The organism is Sulfobacillus thermosulfidooxidans DSM 9293, assembly GCF_900176145.1.
Taxonomy (GTDB): Bacteria; Bacillota; Sulfobacillia; order Sulfobacillales; family Sulfobacillaceae; genus Sulfobacillus; species Sulfobacillus thermosulfidooxidans.
This window is the reverse complement of sequence record NZ_FWWY01000001.1, coordinates 2,517,820-2,539,343: the sequence shown is the minus strand read 5'-3', so window position 1 is coordinate 2,539,343 and position 21,524 is coordinate 2,517,820. Positions and strand designations below refer to the sequence as shown.

Genomic DNA, 21,524 nt, shown 5'->3' with positions numbered 1-21,524 from the left:
CAATCCTCTCCCGGAGGTTTTGCTCCGGGAGACCAAAGACCCGCAAAACCCTGAAACCCTCCAACTGGTTTCAATCCTCTCCCGGAGGTTTTGCTCCGGGAGACGGCAACGCCGCCGCCCGAAACCAAACCGGACAAGGGTTTCAATCCTCTCCCGGAGGTTTTGCTCCGGGAGACCGCAAACCCCTCCTTGCCTTCGCATCGCCCCTCCGTTTCAATCCTCTCCCGGAGGTTTTGCTCCGGGAGACTGCGCAAGGGCTTTGGAGAGGTAAGCTGCGGCAAGTTTCAATCCTCTCCCGGAGGTTTTGCTCCGGGAGACCCCTTTAGCATGACCGGTTACCATGTGACCACCTAGTTTCAATCCTCTCCCGGAGGTTTTGCTCCGGGAGACGCCAATACGGGAGGGGCAGGTCCGCATCCGGGGTGTTTCAATCCTCTCCCGGAGGTTTTGCTCCGGGAGACGCCGTATCCGCTAATGGTTGCGGCGTATGGTTTCCAGGGTCGCATTTCGCGAACCCGATTGCAAGAGAATTTTTTAACCCATCAAAAAGTTTTTCATCGCCCAGAAGGATGACGGTCGTTCTGGCGCGAACCTCCCGTCCCCATATCGTCACTTGGGATCCGCGCATCAAAAAATTAAGGGCTCATCGAAATCCACGTACCGATCGATTCCCTTGACCCATGTCTTAGAAGGGTTAACGTGATAGATTCGAATACTGTCTTCATCGGGTTCGACAATCGCTTCAAGTGCGGTCTGCAATTTGTATAACGTCATCTCGTTGACCTGACATTCAAAAACCGAATATTGTACTCGCTGCCCGTAATTCAAACATTGTTGAGCAACTTTCCTAAGGCGCCTTCGTCCCTCCACCGTCTCTGTTTTGACATCGTAAGCCACTAAAATGTGCATGGTTCGCTCCTTTATCATCATTTCACATGTCCTGTTCCGGACCACGTGCCACATCGACTCTAAGAATGATCCCACAGGAATACCTTTTATTTAACTGTCAAAGTACGATACTCTCCTCTTCAGGGTTAACGATACAGAAACGGCTGATAAGATGAAATATCCCCGCGCAGTGCGCGGGCCAATATTCTTGTCTGAATCAGCGGCAGTAACCCAAACGGTACCGTCTGATTGATAGCGGTATGGTGCACGGTTTCTTTTTTGCGTTGCTGATAGGCTGCTAAAAATGTCCGACGAGCTCGGTCCGTCATCTCAACGCGGCCTCCCACTCGTGTATCAAAATCCCCGGGACGAACCTGTCCCCGATTGACTAAGGACAACACTAACCGATCTACAAAATGCGCTCGATGCTCCTCCATGAGGTCTAAAGCCAGTGCGGGACGCCCCGGTCTGAGAACATGAAGATAGCCTTCTTGCGGATCGAGGCCAACCACCTCACAAGCACTTTGACACTCTGTTCGCAATAGAGCATACCCAAACGATAAGAGCGCATTAATCCCATCGCGTGGGGGACGCCGATTACGCCCTGTCATTCCCCAGTCTTCCGGATTCTTTAGAATGAGAAACGGAAAATTTCGAAAATAGATACGAGCCGCCATCCCTTCGACACCTCGTAACCGATTTATTTCTTGAGTTTTGGGCACCATTTTTGCTAGCATTCGTAGGCTTTTCGTCACCACGGTAAATCGCTCTTTACGCTGAGGATCGGTTGCCTCCCGACTCGCCCGCATGTAGACCTGACGCTGATTTAAGATTTTTCCCCATACCATTCGTTGGGCAATGGCGATACCGGCTTCTTCGACCGCCCTGTGCTGCGCCATTCTCAGAAGGACATTACCCGTCGTCGCGCCACGCACTTGCGCTTTGAACCGACCATATTCCGTCATCCAGCTAACCGACTTACCCGTCTCTGCCAAACGATGAATCAAATAGGGACTGAATAAGACATTGCCAAAAGCGACAATTCCTCCTAAGTGGTGTAGCGGCACGCGAATAAGCACAGACCCCTCCGCTTCCACGACAATCGTTTCATGATCGAGATGGGCATAGGAGCCCTGAGTCGTTAAGAATAACGTATTTTGAATAATCATTAGTCGCCTCCCTTGGCCCGGCTCATCGGTTAGACAACCATCGTATTATTCCCCATCCCATGTTAAGGGGCCTTGACCATACAAGGCCGGAAGACACAGATCTATCAGCGAACAATTTGGACACCGTTCACGATGATCCGTTGGCGGCGGAATACGGCCCGAATCCAGCAATGCACGTGTCTCTTCAATCGCTTGCCGCGTCGCATCCCGAAGCGTCGCCGTGAACACCACCTCGCGGCGGCGTCGACTTTCCACATAATAAATGGCTCCCGCCGGAACGACACAATGCAGCATATCCTCCAAACACAGGCCCTGAGCACAGACTTGAAACTCATCGTTTATCCACGCATGCCGGGCGCCACGTTTGTACTCGATCGGATACGGAACATCCCCATGCCACTCGACGACATCGGCGATCCCAGTGAGTGCCAACGGTTCGGACCACAGGTGGACAGCGGTTTCCATCCGGATAGGCCCGTCTCGGACGAATCCCGCATCCACGCGCTGGTGGTGATCGCGTCCTTCGAGCGTGAATTGATTTTCTTCAAACACCTGCTCTTGATGAATCAAGGCACACCGTCGAGGGCAATACGCGAAATGGTTGAGAGCCGATAGAGGAATTCGTGTTTGCCGCATCGTCATCCGCCGAGAACCATTAATTCCACTCCCGCGGGTACCCGGGAAGCATCGACACGAATCTCATAGTCAGCGAATCGCCGCGGATACTCAACCCCATCTTGTCGCTGAATCGTCACCACGTTTCCTAACTCTAACAACGATTGCGCTGGTGCGCACCCTAACATCGCTTGACGTGCCCGTTGATCGGGGTTGGAATCCGTGCCGACATGTTTGAAAATAAAGAGACGCCGAGTCGTCATAACGCCTTTACTGGCTGACCGATCCTGTTCAAACATGTTCAGGAATGCCTCCCACAACAAGGTTAAGTCTTCCTCAGAAAATCCCGTTCCCCCTCGCGAACGTGCGGCAAAATGAGGGCTAACGAATCCCTTTCCGACATAGAGTCCATATGGCACGACGGCTTTGCGGCCCATTGTTCGCAGCTTGTCTTCGTCTTGCTCTTGCTCCCATTGGGCCAGTCCTTGAGCCGTTTGGATATCTTTAACGGGATCGGCCACAGCAACCCGGGTTACTGTTATGTCCATGGTCATAATGGGATCCACGGACCGAGCAAACGATATCTGCACGGGACCACGCACCTGTCCGGCATTGGCGCCAGTACTCATCACGGCCCCAAATGTGCGGACGTCAAAAAAGGTTTGACACATCCAATCGCGGGCCTCATGGACTCGGTGTTTGGAACTTTCTTTTAGTCCTGAATTGCCGTTTGCGGTTGCTTCGTGCGCAAGCTGAATTTTTGTGTTGAGATTCGTGGCGTGTTCTACAAAAATAGCATAAGGCGGCTGGTTTCCGCGCGCGATTTGGACATAATTGCGAATGCGACGTTTAATCGCCACATCAGAGACCAAACCTTGCAGTGTCTCCGGGTCAATCCGTGGTAAGTTGGCCGCATCGGGATCCCCATTCGGATTGCCGTTTTCGACATCAAACACATAGAGAAAGTCATACCGGTTCTGAATTTCAGCCATGATCAATGCTCCTCTCAGTTTTTTCCCCCACGCAATTGAGCTAGTTGGTGATAATATCCCAAGGCAAAGATGGCCTGGTCCTCGAAGGACAGGGACCGTGGGATGGCTGTGATGCGATTGGTCACTTCCATCAAGTGATTCCGAAACCACTGCTTCAGCTGGTTAGATTCTAACCGAGCCAAGTAATATTCCGCGAGGCTCAGCAAACGCCCGAAGACCACGAGAGGCGTTGTACTGGCCGCGCGAAAATAGCGACTCGCCAGCAGGCCTCGGGCGTCTCGGTCATCGGCAGCATATAGCTGATCCATGATCGCTAATAATCGTCCAAGATGGTACGAAACCTCAGGACGATTGGGATCGAGTGCACGATTCATTATCCGGTTCCCTCCTCTGTTTCGATTGAGATAACTTTTCATCACGGCAATCACATCAGGATGTGGCACATTGCCCAACACGATATCATGGCGGATCCGGTTGAGTCCGCGATGGGCGATCGCGAGCGGGATAGGCCGATTAAACACTGCTGCTTCCCAGAGCCCGCGAACGTCTGGCGCCGGCACCTCTTCGTCTTTGCGGACGGTCAATTGCCGCAGAAGAGCGGAAAACGGAGGCAAGCGCGGCAGCCCGCCATCGGGGCGCACCGTTTCGAGGTCCGAAAACCATTGGACAATGTTCTGTTGGAGATTTTCGTAGGATCCCTCATACCAGGATCGCACCATGACACGTCCAGCCACTCCAGAGAGTAATAGCATATAGAAGCGATTGGTCATTGCGACCGGTTCTCCACCCGTCAACACTTGGCGCAGCCCGCGCTCAGCCTCGAACAAGGCCTGCCGTTCCCGATCCTCGTTACGAGGTTGACCGAGAAAAGCCAGCAAATCCTGATCGGCCGAGACAGGCTCTCGATACCAATAGACGACCCGGATCCCGGACAACGTGAGACCTCGCTGAATCAGGGCGTTCAACGCATTTTGGTAGGCCACAGCAACATGTCGTCCAATCGCTGCATTGTTTCCCTGTACTAATCCATACGAAGAAAAGGCATCTTTATCAAAACTTACTAACGCACTGCCCGCGGAATTTCCGCCAACCGCCGCCAGCCCCATAATTTTCGGATGGGTTTGAGCGATCGGGCCCTGCTCTCCTGTCACCAAACAGGTTCCGATGGACTCTTCCCCAGGTGACTGCAACGAACGGCGATAGGCATCCCACCAGGGATGCCAGTCTCTTCGCTCCACCAAAAACTTGCCAGCCATCCGTACCGTAATCCGATCTGTCCCCTTCGCACGTTGGTGCTTTAAGTCGGCCCGAATTTTCTCCAAGATCCAGGGATCTTGTAAACATCGCTCCCACTCGGCCAGTTCCGGTACCTCCGGCTTAGCCTTAGCCAGTAGCTGAAGAAAGGCTCGGTGTTTGGCCGCGTTTTTTCCCTTCTCATCCGGCCAATTCGTCACAACGGCAACTGTTTCAATTAGAAAATGACACCGAGGCTGGCCACCCGCGATCAATTCGGGTTGCTCGAGGTGGGGAGCTTCCGAAAACGTCACGCCGCGATGATTCCGCCCAGAAGGGTCCCCGAGCGCCGTGACTCCTAAATACCGCCCGTCCGGAGCGATATCAATGGCCCAGTGAACTGCTTTCTGGGTATATCCCGGTTGGGTGATGAGATTATGCGTGCGCGCATAATCGACCAATTCACGGATCATGATGACACAACCTCCTCGGATGTATAATGCGGTACCTCGACGACACCCGACCGCACAACACACCGAAACAGTTGGATCTGAGGCGATGCCTCGGGCGTTCCGGGAATTTGCCGTGAGAACACATCGTAGAGCATCCATCCCCAATCAGCATCAAGCGCGATGGGCTTGACTGGGTTATCGACGCGGTCGTCCACCCAAGCGAAATACGCGGGAAACTCGCGACATCCGAGATACGGTTGATAGATACATTGCCCGTGTTTGGCACGTCGCTCAAACTGCGCTTCAAATTTCCGCTGGTAGGATTCATAACCGGGCCAGGGTTCAATATGCGCGAAGACGCGGTAATGCGGCTGTTGTAATGCCATGGTTTGGCGTTGGGTTCGCCCTTTTTGATCGGTCCCGAGCCAGAAAGCATCGCCATCGGCCCAGATCGGTTCAATGTTGGTTTTGCCCGTCATCCATTGACGAATGGTGCGCTCACTTGGCGCTTTGTCTTTGACTTCATTCCGTCGGAGACCGATCCAGCGGGGCATCGTTAAAAGCTCGATCCGATCGACTACCCAGCGGAATTCGGGTTTCCAATAGACCGCTTCGAAGATACCGCGGGCTGCGGACGGCGTGATGACCGGATAGGAAAAGCGTTCGACTTTAAGTTCCGGTCGCGTGAAGCACGCAAAGTCCCCCCAGATTTCGAGTCCCGTCAATCGTCCCACCCCTTAAATTAATTGTACTTTTAAAGTACTTCGATATACTCACATTGTCAATCATTGTAAAAAATAATCCCGTCGTTAAGAGCGGGATTATTGATTTAAATCAATTGGTTTCAATCCGCGGCCGTGCCGTTATCACCTAATGGCAATCGGCTCAACTATACCATAAGCTCCATTGATTGGGCACACGAAGCCCATAACGTGCCGAGTAATACGCCCGATCCCGAAAGATCCACCACCCACTTTCCTGGCCTTGGTCGGACAATACAGGCTCGAGATAAGACCAGAGAGAGGAATCCGGAGACGGGCGAAACAGTCCGATCGAAAGGGGTTGTGCTCGACGGCTCCATCCCCGAGTAAGGCCACGCTGCCGCGCTTCCAAAACTAAGGATTCATAAAGATCGAATGCCTCCGCATAGGGCACCACGACTTGTAGGGTGGTTTCCGGAATGAGCCGATATCGTTCCCCTACACCCGCAAAGTCCCAAACTTGAATCGCCTCTAAGAGTTCGGAATAGGTTTCATGGGGACGTGTCGTCCCATAGACACGCTCCCAATAGAGACGCATCGCCTCCGGTTCATCAAGATGAAAAACGTCCTCACGCCATAAGGCCTTGGCAATTTGCGTCGCTTGTTGATAGGGACCCGTCGGATAGGCATCATCTTGAGGTTGAAAAATCACTACGCGCCCGGGATAGGGCAACCCTCCTTCGCGATTGCACCGACCCGCAGCTTGCACTAGCGAGTCGAGCGGGCCCCACGCCCGGTACACCACAGGAAAGTCGACATCGACACCGGCCTCCACACATTGGGTTGATACGACGTGTGTCCGTAAGCCGTCCTTTAACCGTTTGCGAATTTGGTCAAGCACATGAGACCGATGCAACGAACACATATTAGTTGACAGATGAAAAAACGAGTCATCATCCTCTTCTCCCAACGCCTCCGCCAGTTCTAAGGCATGGCGTTTTAAATTCACGATGGCCAAAAAGGACGGATAATCGCGCAATTCAACGGCCATAGCTTCCCATGATTGAGGCTCATCCCGAAGTTCCCAGTGCACGCGCACGGGCAGCGGCGGCAGAGTGGGCACAATTTCTTGAGGGTCATATTGTGCCTGAGTAATGGACTCGAGAGCCGGCTGTAAACAGCCGAACGCTGGCTGAGTCGCGGTTCCCAGCACCACTGTCGCGTGATACACTTTGCCCAACGCCGCCAGAGCTGCCACTGTTGGCACAACAACAGGCAATGGCAGCGTTTGAATTTCGTCTAACACGATCACGCTATCCACCAGATTATGAAGTTTTCGGGCCTTGCCGGGCCGATTGGCAAACAACGACTCAAACAATTGGACCGTGGTCGTCACAACAATCGGCGCGTCCCAGTTGTCGGACGCTAATCGGCCGCTCCCCTCCTGATCGTCAGCATTCCGCTCCGCAAGACTATGATGTTCAACCACATAATTGACGCCCATTTCCGCCAGTACCGCGCGATAGACCATCGCAGTTTGTTCAATGATATTCAGGTAGGGTAACGCCACGATCACGCGGCGCTTTCGGAATTGCTGGGCATGATTTAACGCAAAAGCCAGCATGGCCAGAGTTTTTCCCGACCCGGTTGGTGCCGTCATTGTCCATAAGTTCCCCGGACGCTCACTCGCCGTCAAGGCCGCGGACCACACCGCGTTTCGGAGCTTTTGAATAGCGGGACTCGCCGTAGAGATTTCCGTGAGACGTGTCACATGTTGTTTAACCAATTCGAGAGCACGTGCGGGATTCAGGTTCGGCGGCCGCTCTCGAAAGGTTTTATGTCCGTCGGGCGTCTGGTTAAAGTGAGCCTCCGTGTCCAAGAAATCGGCATCAACGAGGCACGAATAGATAAAGCGAATGGTTAGCATGAATTCAATGGCCTTGCGGGAGTCCGGGTAGGAGTTAATCACTGGGCGTGTAGGCGCGTTGATGGCAAAACCATCCTCGATAAACCGCGTTAACGTGTCTGTTGCGTCACCTGCCATCACGAATCCCGCCGCGCTCCGGCCTTGGTTTTCTATCAAGTCACGCAGGCTTTGAAAGAATGGGGACGAAAATTGTTGTAACCCCACATGATGTCCCTGAATCGCCAATGACGCGGCCAAGGCTCGCACGGTGAAAGCCCAGTACGCCCCAAGAGTCCAATGGTCGACATGTGCCATCTTCCCCTGCAGTCGTTGTTGGAAACGATCGCCGTACTTCCCGCAATCGTGCAGTAATCCGGCCAAGCCGGCTTCATCCTCGTAACCTAACGGTTTCGCAAATTGGGCCGCCAAATCACGAACCGTCCTCAGATGATCATTCAAGGGCTGTGGATGCCCGCCATGCTTCGGCGCCGTATGTGCTAGATAGATTGCCATCAAATCACCCCCGAGTCTATCGATTCTACAAGTTAGCTCACATCTAAAGAACAAATTCGTGAGGAACTAAGTTGGACTGGAACATAACCAACTAAGTCCATGCATTTTTCACCACACTGGGCAAAAAGTTGTGTACAAGCTCGTCCTTTGGATTTTAATCTATGAGCCCGGCAGTTGCGTAGGGATATAATTCATTCTCAAATCAAAATCTGAATCAATATCGTTTCTGGTCCATTAAAGCATTTGCAGAATGGAAACACGCCGACATAGTGCAAAACCTCTAACTAGTTCCGAGCGAACCGTTTTTCCCGACTGATGCCAACATCGGTGTCATAGAGGACCTGGTAGGTCTTAAGTTATCTATCAGTGTAAATTGTCGTTAGCATTTGCAATGTCATTTCAATTGGAGAATAGAACGAATCGAACAGTTTTCATAGAGATTCGATGCACATTCTTCAAAATTCTGCTCGGATGAAAATATGTGCTCTATTGTCGGTTACACATTTAGACCATGGTCTATGTCAGACACATCAACTAGAATAAACTACGACTATTGTTTAGGAGGTCTCACTCCATTGATACCCAAGCCGCATCATCTAGCTATGGGACACGTTCTGGATCATTGGTTTCACCATTTACATACCTATCACCACTATTCCGCGGAGGACTGTCGGCGTATCCCGACGTATCGGTTTAATCCCTATTCGCATGATCTTTCAAATGATGTCGATAATAGGGTTGAAAATTCCAATAAATTCGGTGGGCTTTCCTCTGTTCGCTCGCCGCAAGGATACCGCCATGGGGTTTCAATTCCTTATAGGTAGGCTACAAACCAATATACTTGCGGAGAAAATTCTGTAAGACTTGCTCTTGTTTCAATTCCTCATAGGTAAGCTACGAACTCTGCTGCATGCTGTTATAAATGGCGGCTTGAATCGTTTCAATTCCTCATAGGTAAGCTACGAACCCTATTTTGCGGCTCTAGGAAAGGATTGTCAATTGGATATTTAATGGAAAGTATTGTAAGTTTATAATGATAAAATCCCTATACCTTTGCTACATAAGGGTTTCGGGATTTTTGGGATTGTCGTCGATCCCCGGGGTTTTTTGCGCTACTGGCGATCGACGACAACAAATGGGGCTGTGGAAGAGTAAAAATCTGAAATTCACATTGTTTCTTAAGGTTTTACGAAATGGTTACGGACGAGAAATTGACCACGACCTGGTTTCCCAAAATATTGCCCGTTGTCTACGATTTTCTCTCCGCGAGAATACACATAGCGAATAGCCCCTTGGGTTACGCGTCCCTCATAGGGATTGTAATCGACACGCATATGATGGGTTTTCGCACTCCAGAGCATACTGCCCTCGGGATCGAATATGACAAGATCGGCATCAGAACCCACCGCGATAGTGCCTTTTCGGGGAAACAATCCAAAGATTTTTGCCGGTGACGTGGAGGTAATTTCCACAAAACGATTTAAGGACATGCGTGATTGACGCACTGTTGCATCATAAAGAAGGCTCAGCCGTGTCTCTACCCCAGGGGCCCCATTAGGAATTTTGGAAAAATCATCGCGTCCTAAGATTTTTTGTTCCTTCATGCAAAACGGACAATGATCCGTCGATACGACTTGCAAATCATTCCCTGCAAGCCCACGCCATAAATGTGGGGCATGTTCGTGAGTGCGTAATGGCGGCGACATCACATATTTAGCCCCGTTAAATCCTTCTTCTTCATAATTGGTATAATCCAAAAATAGATATTGAGGGCAAGTTTCTGCAAAAACGGCCTGTCCCTTGTCTCGGGCCATTGTCACTTCATCTAATGCCTGAAGTGCCGACAAGTGGACAAAATATACCGGGCTGTTCGCCATCTCTGCTAGCGCGATGACCCGGTGTGTGGCTTCCGCTTCTGCTTGTGGGGGTCTGGTCAATGCATGATATTTGGGTTCGGTATGTCCCTTAGCCAATGCTTGTTGGACTAAGACATCAATGACGCTGCCGTTTTCGGCATGCATGGCAATTAATGCTCCAATTTCCCCCGCTCGTTGCAAGGCTTGAAAAATTTCCCCATCACTCACCATAAAAACACCGGGATAGGCTGTAAACAATTTGAAGCTTGTAACCCCTCGGTCCACCAGCCATCCCATATCGGCTAATGTGGCGGGGGTCACTTCACTTAAAATCATGTGGAACCCATAATCAATGGAAGCTTTACCTTCGGCTTTGCCCAACCAGGTTTCAAAGGCTTCTTGGGCACTATGCCCACGCTGTTGAATGGCAAAATCAATAATGGTCGTCGTGCCACCAAAAGCTGCAGCCCGTGTGCCCGTTTCAAAATCATCCGACGATGTCGTGCCACCAAATGGCATATCAAAATGTGTATGCACATCAATGCCACCAGGCAATATCAATAATCCCTGGGCATCCAGTACGTCATCAGCCTGAGCGCTCAAGTTTTTCCCAATCTGCATGATGACACCATCGTCAATCAATAAATCCGCATGATAGTCATCGACAGCAGTCACGATATGCCCGTTTTTGATTAATGTTTTCATCCCACAGTCCCTCCATTCCCCAATAGTTGTTACGACAACGACGTGAGCCGGTCTTGGCGCTGGCGCCATGTTTCCACAATACCCAAATCATGCTCCTGCATTTCAATACACCCCGGCACGGGACACACTAGAGCACACAGATTACAACCGACACAATCTTCTTCCCGTACCACAGGGGCCTTCATCTCCTGGCCCTTGTCGATACATTGATGACCCCCATCATCACAGGCCACATAACACAGATTGCAGCCGATACACTTGTCTTCATGGATCTTGGCCACCACTTTATAGGAATAGGACAGGCGTAAATCGTTCCAATCGCCCACTTTATTGGCAGAACGACCGACAATATCCTGGACTCGGGCTATCCCCTTATCGTTCAAATAATCATTGAGCCCCTCTATCATCGAATGAATAATGCGAAAGCCATAATGCATCGCCGCGGTACAAACCTGAACGGCCTGTGCCCCCAAAAGCAAATATTCCACGGCATCTTGCCATGACTCAATGCCGCCAATGCCCACCAAAGGCACTTTCACTTTCAAATCGTTGGCCAAAGCGGATACCATATAGAGCCCAATGGGTTTTACCGCCGGTCCACAATATCCTCCGTGAGATCCACGGCCATCAATTTGGGGACGGGGTAACCATGTGTCGAGATCGACCCCCATCACACTGTTTATGGTATTGATTAGGGACAGGGCATCGGCCCCACCTTGCACGGCGGCCCGTCCGGGATTTCTAATATCGGTAACATTGGGGGTCAATTTGACTATCACGGGTAAATGGGAATCGGCCTTGGCATAGGCCGTAATTTGCTCCGTGTATTCTGGTACTTGCCCAATCACAGAGCCCATTCCGCGCTCATTCATGCCGTGTGGACATCCAAAATTCAGTTCCACACCATCGGCCCCGGTATCTTCAACCCGGTGCATCATGTCTTTCCATACCTCAGGGACTGAAGGAAGCATTAACGAAACCACAACGGCATGTTTGGGAAAGCGTCGTTTCACTTCCGCAATTTCCCTCAAGTTATCCTCAATCGGCCGATCGGAAATTAATTCCACGTTATTGAGCCCCATCATCCGGCGATTGCCATAATCGATGGACGCCAAACGGGAACTCACATTAATGACCGGCTCCCCAACAGTTTTCCAGACGGCCCCACCCCATCCCTCATCAAAAGCCTTCATCACTTGATAAGCCGTGTTGGTTAACGGGCCTGATGCCAACCAAAAAGGATTGGGCGAGGAAATACCGGCAACATTGACAGATAAGTCGGCCATTTATGCGCTTTCCCCCTTTGCATAACGCTTAACAATATCCCAGGCCGCTTGCTTACCTTGTTGCACCGCACTCACAACGGTGGCCTCGCTGGGCGCTAAACAATCGCCAATGGCGTAAACACGAGGTCGGGATGTTTCGAAGGTGAGGGGATGAACCATGGGAACGTCCCCTTTTTGCTGAATGCCTAAAGCCGCCCAAGGACTCCTCAAACGACTTTGTCCGGTGGCAATAATCACGCTATCACACGCTATCTCAAAATCACTGTCCTCTTTCACCACTAAGGGCTGATGACGTAAGGATTCGCCTGAGGTGTTGGTTTGCGCTAAAGCCGATTGCCTACAGTGCACCCCTTTAACCTGGGTCTCTCCAAGAATCGATGTGACAACCGTCCACCATTTGTAATTGACGCCTTCCAGTTTTGCAAAAGCGTATTCATACGCATACGCTGGCATAGCGTCTTCTCCACGCCGGTATAAAATGGTGACCTCAAGAGCGCCGAGGCGTTTGGCACATGTGGCGGCATCCACCGCCGTATTGCCTGCCCCAATCACGACGACTCGGGTCCCCAAATCGACGGACTGATCCTCTCCCATTTTGGTGAGGGCAATCAGTTCAAGCGCGTTATAGACCCCCTTCAACTGCTCTCCAGGAATTCCCAGGGGTGGAACGGGCCCAAGACCCACAGCAATAATCAGGACATCGTGACGCGATTTCACCTCTTCCCAGCTCAGGTCTTGGCCCACCTTTACGCCATAGTGGAACTGCACCCCTAGCGCCTCAACTTGCTGGACCTCCCATTCGCTCACCGCCAAAGGCTCCCGGAATTCGACAATGCCGTAGGTATCAAGACCTCCCGCCTGTTCACGCGCTTCGTACACCGTCACCGGACATCCATACCGCCGTAATTCGGCAGCCGCGCCTAATGCCGCCGGACCGGCCCCGACAATGCCAACATCAGCATGCGCTTTTATGGATTTAGCAGGCAAAGTGGGAAACCCCTGTATCATGGCATAATCCGTAGCTACGCGCTGTAAACGGCCAATACTGACCGCACGCGAGTCCTTCGTCCTGACACAAGCCCCTTCACATAACACTTCGGTTGGACAGATGCGAGCACAGGTACTGCCCAAAATGTTGGCATCGAAAATGACCCGCGCCGCCCCTTGTAAATGGCCTTCGGCAATATGCCGGATAAATTCAGGGATATTAATCCCCGTGGGACAATGGGCCATACACGGCGCATCATAACAGTAATAACAGCGTAACGCTTCATCTTGCGCTTCCTGACGCGATAACGGCGGAACGACTTCTTCAAAACCCAAATGGGTCGGCATCAATGCACAAACCTCCTCTCCTAAGATGTTGACCCGTTTTCTTACGGTTGTGGGGTTAACCTTTTCCCCACAAAGCTTGCTAGCCAAACATGGGGTGTGTGCCATGATTGACGCAGGGCATATAAGGTCACGTTATAACGATAAAGAGAGTAGACACTTACAAGGCGGTTAAGGGATCATACGTTTCGGGACGGCGATCACGGAAAAATTGCCAGGTGTTGCGCACTTCGCGAATCAAATCGAGATCGGCATCGCCAATCACCACTTCGGACTGATCTGAGCTGCCTTGGGCGACAAATTGTCCCCGGGGATCCACCAAATAGCTTTCACCATAAAATTCTCCCATGTTCCACGGGGCTTCGACCCCTACCCGGTTAATCGCTCCCACAAAATAGCCATTCGCCACGGCATGCGCGGGTTGTTCTAACTTCCAGAGATACTTGGAGAGGCCAGCGACGGTGGCGGAGGGGTTAAAGACGATTTCGGCTCCATGAAGGCCTAGGGCCCGAGCCCCTTCAGGAAAATGACGATCATAACAGATATAAACCCCAATCCGGCCGACCGCGGTTTCAAACACGGGATACCCCAAATTGCCGGGACGGAAATAAAATTTTTCCCAGAATCCGGTATCGGGACTTGGTCCCGCCTGCACCTGGGGAATATGACTCTTCCGGTATTTGCCGAGGTATTGACCATCGGCATCGATGACAGCCGCTGCATTATAGTACACGCCTGGTTGCTCTTCTTCGTAGAGCGGCACAATTAACACCATTTGGGTTTCTTTGGCGACACTTTGCATCATCTTTGTGGTCGGGCCATCTGGAATCTTTTCCGTCAGCTCATACCATTTCGGGTTCTGTTCCGCACAAAAATAGGGACCGACAAACAATTCTTGTAAGCACACAATTTGTGCCCCGCGCGATTTGGCTTCGTAAATCATGCCAAGATGTTTATCCACCGCATAGGCTTTGTGCACCGAAACCGGTTCTTCACCCGGTACTTCGTGGTGGGATTGGATGAGGCCCACGCGGACAATATGACTCATGATCTGATTCCCCCCATCGACTGTTGTCAATTTTTTGGTTTAAATCTTCTCACCCGCTTTAAAAGGGGCAGACAATGACTAAGGGCTAAGACTTTGTGCGAATGTCAAAACGTGTTAAGAAGGCAGCATAAAGACTAATGCTTTCGAGAGGGCCATGCTCTTCTTTCACTATACGGACTCATCACGCGAATAACAGCTGACACGAGAACGAATTTTGGTGAATAAAACGCGACGTTTTGTCTGGGCCAATTGCACAAAATACCGTCTAACGATAATGAATGCGGGTTGGTGGTAGGCTTTTAAGTTGGGGATATTGTTCCGTTAGGTGCTTGAGAGACGTTTTTAACAGGAGAAGGGCGTCTTGGACTTCAGTGCGCGTGACCGATAAGGGCGGAGCAATCCGGAGCACATTGTGATAGAGGCCACCTAACCCTAGCAACAAGCCCTCTTGGCGCGCTAATTCATGGATGGATGACGCCAATTCCGGCGCCGGTATTTTGTTTTCTCGCACAATTTCGATCCCCTGCATGAGCCCCATCCCGCGCACATCGCCCAGCACCGGATATTGATCCGACAGGTCTTCGAGCCCTGTGCGAAGGATTGTCCCAACATCCCTGGCATTCTCCACTAAATGTTCTTCGTCAATCACGCGCAAGGTGGCTAAAGCGGCTTGCATCGAGACGGGATTGCCGCCAAAGGTGGAAATCGTAGGTCCCCGGTAGCTCTGAGCGACTTCGGGCGTCGCAATCGTTGCCCCAATGGGCATACCATTAGCTAATCCTTTGGCAAAGGTCATGATATCCGGAGTCACCCCATAATGTTCAATACCAAAAGGTTTACCGGTACGCCCAAAGCCTGTTTGCACTTCATCGTCGATAAAGAGCCCCCCATGGCGGCGAGTGATCTCGACGGTTTTTTCAAAGAAGCCCACGGGTGGAGTAATAAATCCCCCTACCCCCTGAATGGGTTCAGCAATTAACGCGGCAATCCGGCCTGATGTGCTGGTTTGAATAAACTCCTCAAGATCCTGGGCGCAGTCGATGGCACACATATCGGGAGTTTTACCAAATGGGCAACGGTAACAATAGGCATTGTGGGTATGGCGGATCGGTAAATGCATCCCGCCTCCGGCCAATTTCCAATCCGCCTGTCCCGTGAGACCCATAGTCATATGAGAACGGCCCGAATAACTATGGCGCAACGCGATGATATCGTGATTTCCGGTGGCTAATTGCGCCATCACCAAAGCGGTTTCATTGGCTTCCGTACCACTCGTGGTGAAAAAGCTTTGACTTAAGGGGCCAGGGGTGATCTGTGCCAGACGCTCAGCTAAATCCACCATCGGCTTGGTTAAATAAAGCGTAGAGGTATGAAGAAATTGCTGGGCTTGCTCGACAATTGCTTGCACGACTTTGGGGTGACTATGGCCCACAGAGACAGTCAATATTCCTCCAAAAAAGTCCAAATAGCGCTCGCCGTTGGCACCATAAACATATCGGTCTTGCCCGCGCACAATGGTGAGCGGGTTTTGGTAATATAAACTGATTCCAGGGACTAGATAACGTTTTTGCCGCTCAATGAGATCCATTCCACCCGTATCAACGGGAGTTTCGGCAACCTTGGACGCGTCGTGGGTCATCTTTTGGCCCCTCCTTTTGACATCATCAGCTCATCAATGAACTGAGGATTATGCTAGCAAACGGCTGTCTTCAAAACATTAGACAATCTGTCATGATTTTTTCCTTCTCGGTTATTCCCTCTGCAGATTTAACTACCTCCCAAAAAGCTGTCCATAACGGGTTAAAGACGTCGTCGACACGTCAAGCCGCTTTAACCCCCACCACAACGTGGCCTGGACCGAGTCAATCACGGGTTTGTGGCTCTGTCTTTCCCATGTTCTCACCACCACACTGCCATTCATATTGGTGCAAAAAATCACGGAAGCCTGGGCGTTATCATCATCAACCTCTTGAAGGCAGGTGAGAATCGTATTCGAGCTAATGCGGGCAAAATCGGTATTTTGAGTTAAATTCAAATGACACTCTTTGATCACGTCGATAGCCATGGCGGCAAAATTTCGCATAATACGCTGGTTAAGTTCTTCAATGTATGGCGTCACGAGGCTAACGGTCCTGACACATAAAGCCTTTGTGGCTTCTATCGTCGCCTCAAACGCCGTAATCACCGGACGCTTGGCGACAGATGTTAAATGTTCGCTGAGCGTCTGATCCCAATCGACTCCAAGCCATCCTCCGCTCGTTCCATTCCAGATCAGTTCATCGACCTCGGCACTTAAAAGCTCATCACAGGCCCGGTCAAACGCTTCCCATGCAAACTGCCGAAAGGATGTCTCGTTGGCCTCAATTCTCACCACCGGCAGTCTGGCAAAATGAAGACTCACCCCGGGTACCCAGGAAATGAGCTCATAACTGCGCGGCTCCACAATGGTATTCGATGATGGCAGGATTATGCCGATTTTCCTCTGCATCTCTGACACAATGTCTGCATATTCCCCCTAAATTTCTGACATTTTGTCCATAATGTTCGGACATATTTTCGATTATTGTGGAATTGATTCTAACACATTTTAAACCTCAACTGTGAAGGGAGCGATGATTAATGGCGGCGATGGAAAATGATTCGCGGTTAATGAATCCCGATTTACTGCCGGTTCCCGCGGAGAAACAAACGTGGAACATGTATAATTACGCAGCCCTGTGGATTGGGATGTCGCACAACGTGGCGACCTATCTCTTGGCCGCAGGCTTCATTGCCCTCGGCATGACCTGGTGGGAGGCCATTTTAACCATTGTGCTGGGTAATCTCATTGTCTTAATCCCTATTCTGTTGAATTCCAACCCCGGAACCAAATACCGTATCCCGTTTCCGGTTTTAGCCCGGGCCTCGTTTGGCGTATATGGTGCGACCATTCCCTCCATACTCCGAGGACTGGTGGCGGCAGGATGGTTTGGGATTAATGCCGCTATTGGGGGTTCAGCCGTCAACTCCTTATTTGGCCTCATAATCCCTGGATGGAATCACTGGGCCCAACATGGCACATTCGTGGGATTAACCTTGGGCGGCTGGATCGCTTTTTTGTTGTTTTGGTTTCTCAATGTCTGGGTCATCTATCACGGGATGGACGCGGTGCGTCGTTTCGAAAATTGGGCCGGTCCTTTAGTATTAATCTTGGGGCTGCTGTTACTATTCTGGGCCCATCATGCCGCTCATGGCTGGGGGCCTATGATTAATGAAAAGGGCAGTTTGCATACGTTTTCTCAATTTTTTGTGGTGTTTATCCCCTCGTTGACAGGGGTCATTGCGTTCTGGTCGACATTGTCTTTGAATATTCCTGATTTTACCCGCTTTAGCCGCTCGCAAAAAGACCAGTTATGGGGACAAACCTTAGGTCTTCCCACGACCATGACCCTATTTTCCTTAATCGGGATCTTGGTCACCTCGGCATCCATTGTCATTTACGGCAAAGCCATTTGGGATCCAGTGTCCTTAATCATGATGTTCAAAAACCCCCTTACCGAAGTAATTGGACTCGGTGCGGTGATTATCGCCACCTTATCCGTCAACGTTGCAGCTAATATTGTCGCCCCGGCCTATGACTTGTCTCAAATCTTTCCCCGGATGACATTTGAGCGCGGGGGCTTGATTACCGCCATCATTGGCATATTGATGTTTCCCTGGCTTCTCCTCTCCAATCCCCACATTTATATTTTTAGCTGGTTAGGCATTTACTCAGGATTTCTCGGTCCCATTGCCGCGATCTTAATCGCCGATTACTGGGTTTACCGCAAGAAAATCCTGAATGTCGCCGATCTTTATCACACCCATGGCGATTACACCTACACGGGAGGCTATAACCTTAATGGCATGATTGCCATGGCAGCCGGGATTCTGATTGCGCTGATTGGACTGGCTGTCCCTGCACTCAAATGGCTTTTCAGTTATGCCTGGTTTTCTGGATTTGCCGCTTCATTTATTGTCTATTTAATTCTGATGAACCGCTCGCAGGCGTCCTTAGCGACAACCGAATCGACCCCGGTCATCGCGTTGGACCGAGGTGGCCAATAATGGATCTTGAGCTCACCAATCAAATTGTTGTGATTACTGGAGGCAGCCGCGGCATTGGCTACGCGGTTGCCGAAGGTTTTTTGCAAGAAGGGGCCCATGTTGCCTTAATCGCGCAAAACCGCGACCGATTAAAGGCAGCACAAAACCGCTTGCAGGCACAATTCCCTCATCAAGACATTTTGGCGGTTGTGGCCGATTTATCCGCTGAAGATGAAGCAGCAGGGGCCGTGTCACACATTCTTTCCCACTTTGAGCATATCGACGTGCTGATTAATAACGCGGGCAATGCCCCGGGCCGACTCCTTGAGGATTTAACGGATGAAATGTGGGAAAAAGCGCTCTCCGTCAAGTTTTTAGGTTATGTGCGCATGATGCGCCAAGTGCTGCCCATCTTCCAAGAACAGGCCCACGGCGTGATTGTCAATGTGATAGGCAATGACGGCACCAAATACCCGTATTGGGAAATTACGGGAACAGCCGCCAATGCCGCCGATTTAGCCGTGAGCCAGGCTCTCGCCAAACAATATGGGCGCTATCATATCCGGATTAATTCCGTCAATCCGGGACCCGTGGAAACCGACCGCTGGTGGAACTTAATGGCAGACTTCGCCCGCGATCATGCCATGACTCCACAAGAAGCCCATGCCCTGTTTTGCCAGTCGATTCCCATAGGCCGCATTGCCACGCCCCAAGAAGTAGCCAACGTGGTCCTCTTTCTAGCATCACCCCGGGCCAGTTTTGTGCATGGCACGGTCATCGCGGTCGATGGGGATCAAGATAAAAGTGTCATTGATTGGCTGTCTTTTCACAAAGGATCCTGATCCATCATCAATGCCGGCTTTTGTGCGCTGGACTGAATTCCTTGGGTTTCATCAGGTTTTCGTCCATGTTCCTCTCTATGCATGCCTATAATGTCTCATATCCATCATGTCCCATGACTCAAACGGTACACAGGACGTTTTAGAAAGGGGGCCAAAATGATGTTACGCGTCCGGGATGTGTTAGCGAGGAATCTCTTCATGCCCGCGTATGTGGTCGCGGGCCATCAGGGGCTCGAACGCCCTGTCAAATGGGTGCACGTCGGAGAAATCCCTAACATCGGCAATTATCTCCGAGGCGGGGAGCTGGTTTTGACCACAGGCTTAGGTCTTGGCACACCCGAAAATCGGAAGATGTTTATGGATGGGCTCATCGGGGCGCAAGCCGCTGGTCTCGTCGTGGAACTTGGCACCTACTTTGAGGAACTTCCCCCCGATTTGCTCGAAATGGGGAACCAGCATGATTTCCCTTTAATTGTTTTCCCTCACTCCGTGCGTTTTCTCGACTTATCCCAAGAAGTGAATAGTCTCTTATTGAGCCAGCATCATAAGATTTTAGAAGATCTCGATGCCTTGTCGAGTTGTCTTCGTAAAGTGCTACTAAATACCGAAGGGCTTCCCAGCTTATTTGGCACGAGCTACGATACCCTAAAACGCCCCATCGCTTATATTCCTCGTGATCATGGTACGCCCATGCTTTGGGGTGAGTGGCCCTTTGCCGTACTACCGTATCACGATGAGGCCCCACATCCCATTTTCTGTCCCCATCCCCTGCCTCATTTACGTCAATCGATCACGGTGTTTGGCCACACCGTCGGCGATGTATTGTTTTTACTCCCGTCGTTACAGGTCGATGAATACTGGTATTTAGCTCTAGACCGGGTCACGACGGCTGCCGCTCAGGAAGTCATTCGCGCCGACACATTAGAAAAACGCAAACGGCACGAGGAAGGAGTCTTGCTGGAACAGTTGCTCTTTAATCAAAATCCGGCACCCGAACTGATTAGACGATTTCGCTCCCGTTACAATTATGGACATCATAAAAGCTTTCGCGTCATGCTCATGGAGAGTACCGCCCGTGAGGCAGCTGGTACCCTGGCGGGTTTGCTCCGGGACTTATCTACCCTATTCACAACCGCGGTCATGGAACACGAAGAGCGCCTGGCTACCGTCGTGATGGGACGTACTCGGGATATCGAACGCTTACCCGAACGAATCCGGGCATTTTTTACCGTTCATCCCACCTTATCCGTGCCGTCCACGGGGATATCAAGTACGCATCACCCCATTGAAGACATTCACCAGGCCTTTGGGGAGGCTCATGACGCGGCCACCATAGCGCGCCTCAGCCCGCCTGGCCCCGCCATTCGGTGTTATGAAAAATTGGGCGCCTACCGCTGGATTTTGTCGACCCCCATTACCGAACTGGAACAACGGGTGATTCATCCAGAACTCGATCCCTTGTTAAACTCGTCAAAGAAACATACCCATGGACTGTTAGAAACCCTGGAAGCACTTCTCATGCTCCAAGGTTCCAAAGTCGATGTCTCCCAAGTCTTAGGAATTCACCGCCAAACTCTTTATGCCCGTATCCGTTCCCTGAAAATGTTATTAGGGGATGACTTTATGGCCTTTGAACGCCGGGTGGCCTTGGAAAATGCTATTTTGGCCTACCGTTATGTGCGCCTGCATAAACATATTACAATCCCGATTTCATCAAATATTCGTCATTCGATGTAAAATTTCTGTTTCATAGAAAAAACTTATGTCAACTTAAGAGAATTAGAATAAATTCAAAACATGTAATTTCAGGTCAGACTTGTCTATATATAGTCAGATCGCAATCGGTTAACAAAGTTATAAAAATGGCCGACGTTTGCCTTAATTAGTGAGTTCGAACGCGTAACCATAGTGTGGAATACCT

Annotated in this window: 16 protein-coding genes and 1 CRISPR repeat array; of the genes, 3 read left to right on the top strand and 13 right to left on the bottom strand. The window is 50.9% G+C overall.

What is annotated here, in order from left to right:
- Positions 1-67 precede the first annotated feature (67 nt).
- Positions 68-461: direct repeats of the CRISPR family, unit length 37 nt; unit sequence GTTTCAATCCTCTCCCGGAGGTTTTGCTCCGGGAGAC.
- 166 nt (positions 462-627) lie between these two features.
- The 13 genes from cas2 to B8987_RS12535 form a co-directional block, all read right to left on the bottom strand.
- Positions 628-909 carry a CRISPR-associated endonuclease Cas2 gene (gene cas2, locus B8987_RS12600; protein WP_020373626.1) on the bottom strand — a complete coding sequence of 94 codons (282 nt, stop codon included), beginning with the start codon at positions 907-909 and terminating at the stop codon, positions 628-630.
- Positions 910-1,034: 125 nt separating this feature from the next.
- On the bottom strand, positions 1,035-2,057 hold the full coding sequence (cas1c, locus tag B8987_RS12595; RefSeq protein WP_020373625.1) for a type I-C CRISPR-associated endonuclease Cas1c: 1,023 nt from the start codon (positions 2,055-2,057) through the stop codon (positions 1,035-1,037).
- A gap of 45 nt (positions 2,058-2,102) precedes the next feature.
- Entirely contained in the window at positions 2,103-2,693 is a 591-nt protein-coding gene (gene cas4, locus B8987_RS12590; RefSeq protein ID WP_026040507.1) for a CRISPR-associated protein Cas4, read from the bottom strand.
- Between the two features lie 2 nt (positions 2,694-2,695).
- Entirely contained in the window at positions 2,696-3,664 is a 969-nt protein-coding gene (cas7c, locus tag B8987_RS12585) for a type I-C CRISPR-associated protein Cas7/Csd2 (RefSeq protein WP_020373623.1), read from the bottom strand.
- A gap of 14 nt (positions 3,665-3,678) precedes the next feature.
- Complete coding sequence (gene cas8c / locus B8987_RS12580; RefSeq protein ID WP_020373622.1) at positions 3,679-5,370, bottom strand: type I-C CRISPR-associated protein Cas8c/Csd1; 1,692 nt, start codon at positions 5,368-5,370, stop codon at positions 3,679-3,681.
- Positions 5,367-6,083, bottom strand: a complete 717-nt coding sequence (gene cas5c / locus B8987_RS12575; protein ID WP_100217825.1) for a type I-C CRISPR-associated protein Cas5c — start codon at positions 6,081-6,083, stop codon at positions 5,367-5,369. Before cas5c ends, cas8c begins: the two co-directional genes overlap by 4 nt.
- Positions 6,084-6,234: 151 nt before the next feature.
- Positions 6,235-8,469 (bottom strand): CRISPR-associated endonuclease Cas3'', encoded by a 2,235-nt coding sequence (locus tag B8987_RS12570; protein ID WP_020373620.1) that lies wholly within the window; start codon positions 8,467-8,469, stop codon positions 6,235-6,237.
- Positions 8,470-9,647: 1,178 nt separating this feature from the next.
- Positions 9,648-11,030 carry a dihydropyrimidinase gene (gene hydA, locus B8987_RS12560; protein WP_084661659.1) on the bottom strand — a complete coding sequence of 461 codons (1,383 nt, stop codon included), beginning with the start codon at positions 11,028-11,030 and terminating at the stop codon, positions 9,648-9,650.
- Between the two features lie 29 nt (positions 11,031-11,059).
- On the bottom strand, positions 11,060-12,316 hold the full coding sequence (preA, locus tag B8987_RS12555; protein ID WP_020373617.1) for an NAD-dependent dihydropyrimidine dehydrogenase subunit PreA: 1,257 nt from the start codon (positions 12,314-12,316) through the stop codon (positions 11,060-11,062).
- A complete protein-coding gene (locus tag B8987_RS12550) occupies positions 12,317-13,651 on the bottom strand; it encodes an NAD(P)-dependent oxidoreductase (protein WP_020373616.1) in 1,335 nt (444 codons plus the stop codon). It abuts the gene before it with no gap.
- 157 nt (positions 13,652-13,808) lie between these two features.
- Positions 13,809-14,696 (bottom strand): nitrilase-related carbon-nitrogen hydrolase, encoded by an 888-nt coding sequence (locus tag B8987_RS12545; RefSeq protein WP_020373615.1) that lies wholly within the window; start codon positions 14,694-14,696, stop codon positions 13,809-13,811.
- 265 nt (positions 14,697-14,961) lie between these two features.
- Entirely contained in the window at positions 14,962-16,335 is a 1,374-nt protein-coding gene (locus tag B8987_RS12540; protein ID WP_020373614.1) for an aspartate aminotransferase family protein, read from the bottom strand.
- A gap of 132 nt (positions 16,336-16,467) precedes the next feature.
- On the bottom strand, positions 16,468-17,184 hold the full coding sequence (locus B8987_RS12535) for a maleate cis-trans isomerase family protein (RefSeq protein WP_020373613.1): 717 nt from the start codon (positions 17,182-17,184) through the stop codon (positions 16,468-16,470).
- Between the two features lie 131 nt (positions 17,185-17,315).
- Here B8987_RS12535 and B8987_RS12530 point away from each other — a divergent pair, with 131 nt between their 5' ends.
- The 3 genes from B8987_RS12530 to B8987_RS12520 all read left to right on the top strand — a co-directional run bounded on the left by B8987_RS12530 (position 17,316) and on the right by B8987_RS12520 (position 21,340).
- Positions 17,316-18,782, top strand: coding sequence for an NCS1 family nucleobase:cation symporter-1 (locus tag B8987_RS12530; protein WP_020373612.1), 1,467 nt, complete (start codon positions 17,316-17,318; stop codon positions 18,780-18,782).
- On the top strand, positions 18,782-19,603 hold the full coding sequence (locus tag B8987_RS12525) for an SDR family NAD(P)-dependent oxidoreductase (protein WP_020373611.1): 822 nt from the start codon (positions 18,782-18,784) through the stop codon (positions 19,601-19,603). The genes B8987_RS12530 and B8987_RS12525 overlap by 1 nt, the downstream gene beginning before the upstream one ends.
- Before the next feature lie 156 nt (positions 19,604-19,759).
- Positions 19,760-21,340 carry a PucR family transcriptional regulator gene (locus tag B8987_RS12520; protein ID WP_081503151.1) on the top strand — a complete coding sequence of 527 codons (1,581 nt, stop codon included), beginning with the start codon at positions 19,760-19,762 and terminating at the stop codon, positions 21,338-21,340.
- The last annotated feature ends 184 nt before the right edge of the window (positions 21,341-21,524 follow it).

Bases quoted from the DNA above. Each gene is read 5' to 3' on its own strand.
- cas2 (WP_020373626.1), bottom strand. From the start codon at position 909: ATGCACATTTTAGTGGCTTACGATGTCAAAACAGAGACGGTGGAGGGA.
- cas1c (WP_020373625.1), bottom strand. From the start codon at position 2,057: ATGATTATTCAAAATACGTTATTCTTAACGACTCAGGGCTCCTATGCC.
- cas4 (WP_026040507.1), bottom strand. From the start codon at position 2,693: ATGCGGCAAACACGAATTCCTCTATCGGCTCTCAACCATTTCGCGTAT.
- cas7c (WP_020373623.1), bottom strand. From the start codon at position 3,664: ATGGCTGAAATTCAGAACCGGTATGACTTTCTCTATGTGTTTGATGTC.
- cas8c (WP_020373622.1), bottom strand. From the start codon at position 5,370: ATGATCCGTGAATTGGTCGATTATGCGCGCACGCATAATCTCATCACC.
- B8987_RS12570 (WP_020373620.1), bottom strand. From the start codon at position 8,469: ATGGCAATCTATCTAGCACATACGGCGCCGAAGCATGGCGGGCATCCA.
- hydA (WP_084661659.1), bottom strand. From the start codon at position 11,030: ATGAAAACATTAATCAAAAACGGGCATATCGTGACTGCTGTCGATGAC.
- preA (WP_020373617.1), bottom strand. From the start codon at position 12,316: ATGGCCGACTTATCTGTCAATGTTGCCGGTATTTCCTCGCCCAATCCT.
- B8987_RS12550 (WP_020373616.1), bottom strand. From the start codon at position 13,651: ATGCCGACCCATTTGGGTTTTGAAGAAGTCGTTCCGCCGTTATCGCGT.
- B8987_RS12545 (WP_020373615.1), bottom strand. From the start codon at position 14,696: ATGAGTCATATTGTCCGCGTGGGCCTCATCCAATCCCACCACGAAGTA.
- B8987_RS12540 (WP_020373614.1), bottom strand. From the start codon at position 16,335: ATGACCCACGACGCGTCCAAGGTTGCCGAAACTCCCGTTGATACGGGT.
- B8987_RS12535 (WP_020373613.1), bottom strand. From the start codon at position 17,184: ATGCAGAGGAAAATCGGCATAATCCTGCCATCATCGAATACCATTGTG.
- B8987_RS12530 (WP_020373612.1), top strand. From the start codon at position 17,316: ATGGCGGCGATGGAAAATGATTCGCGGTTAATGAATCCCGATTTACTG.
- B8987_RS12525 (WP_020373611.1), top strand. From the start codon at position 18,782: ATGGATCTTGAGCTCACCAATCAAATTGTTGTGATTACTGGAGGCAGC.
- B8987_RS12520 (WP_081503151.1), top strand. From the start codon at position 19,760: ATGATGTTACGCGTCCGGGATGTGTTAGCGAGGAATCTCTTCATGCCC.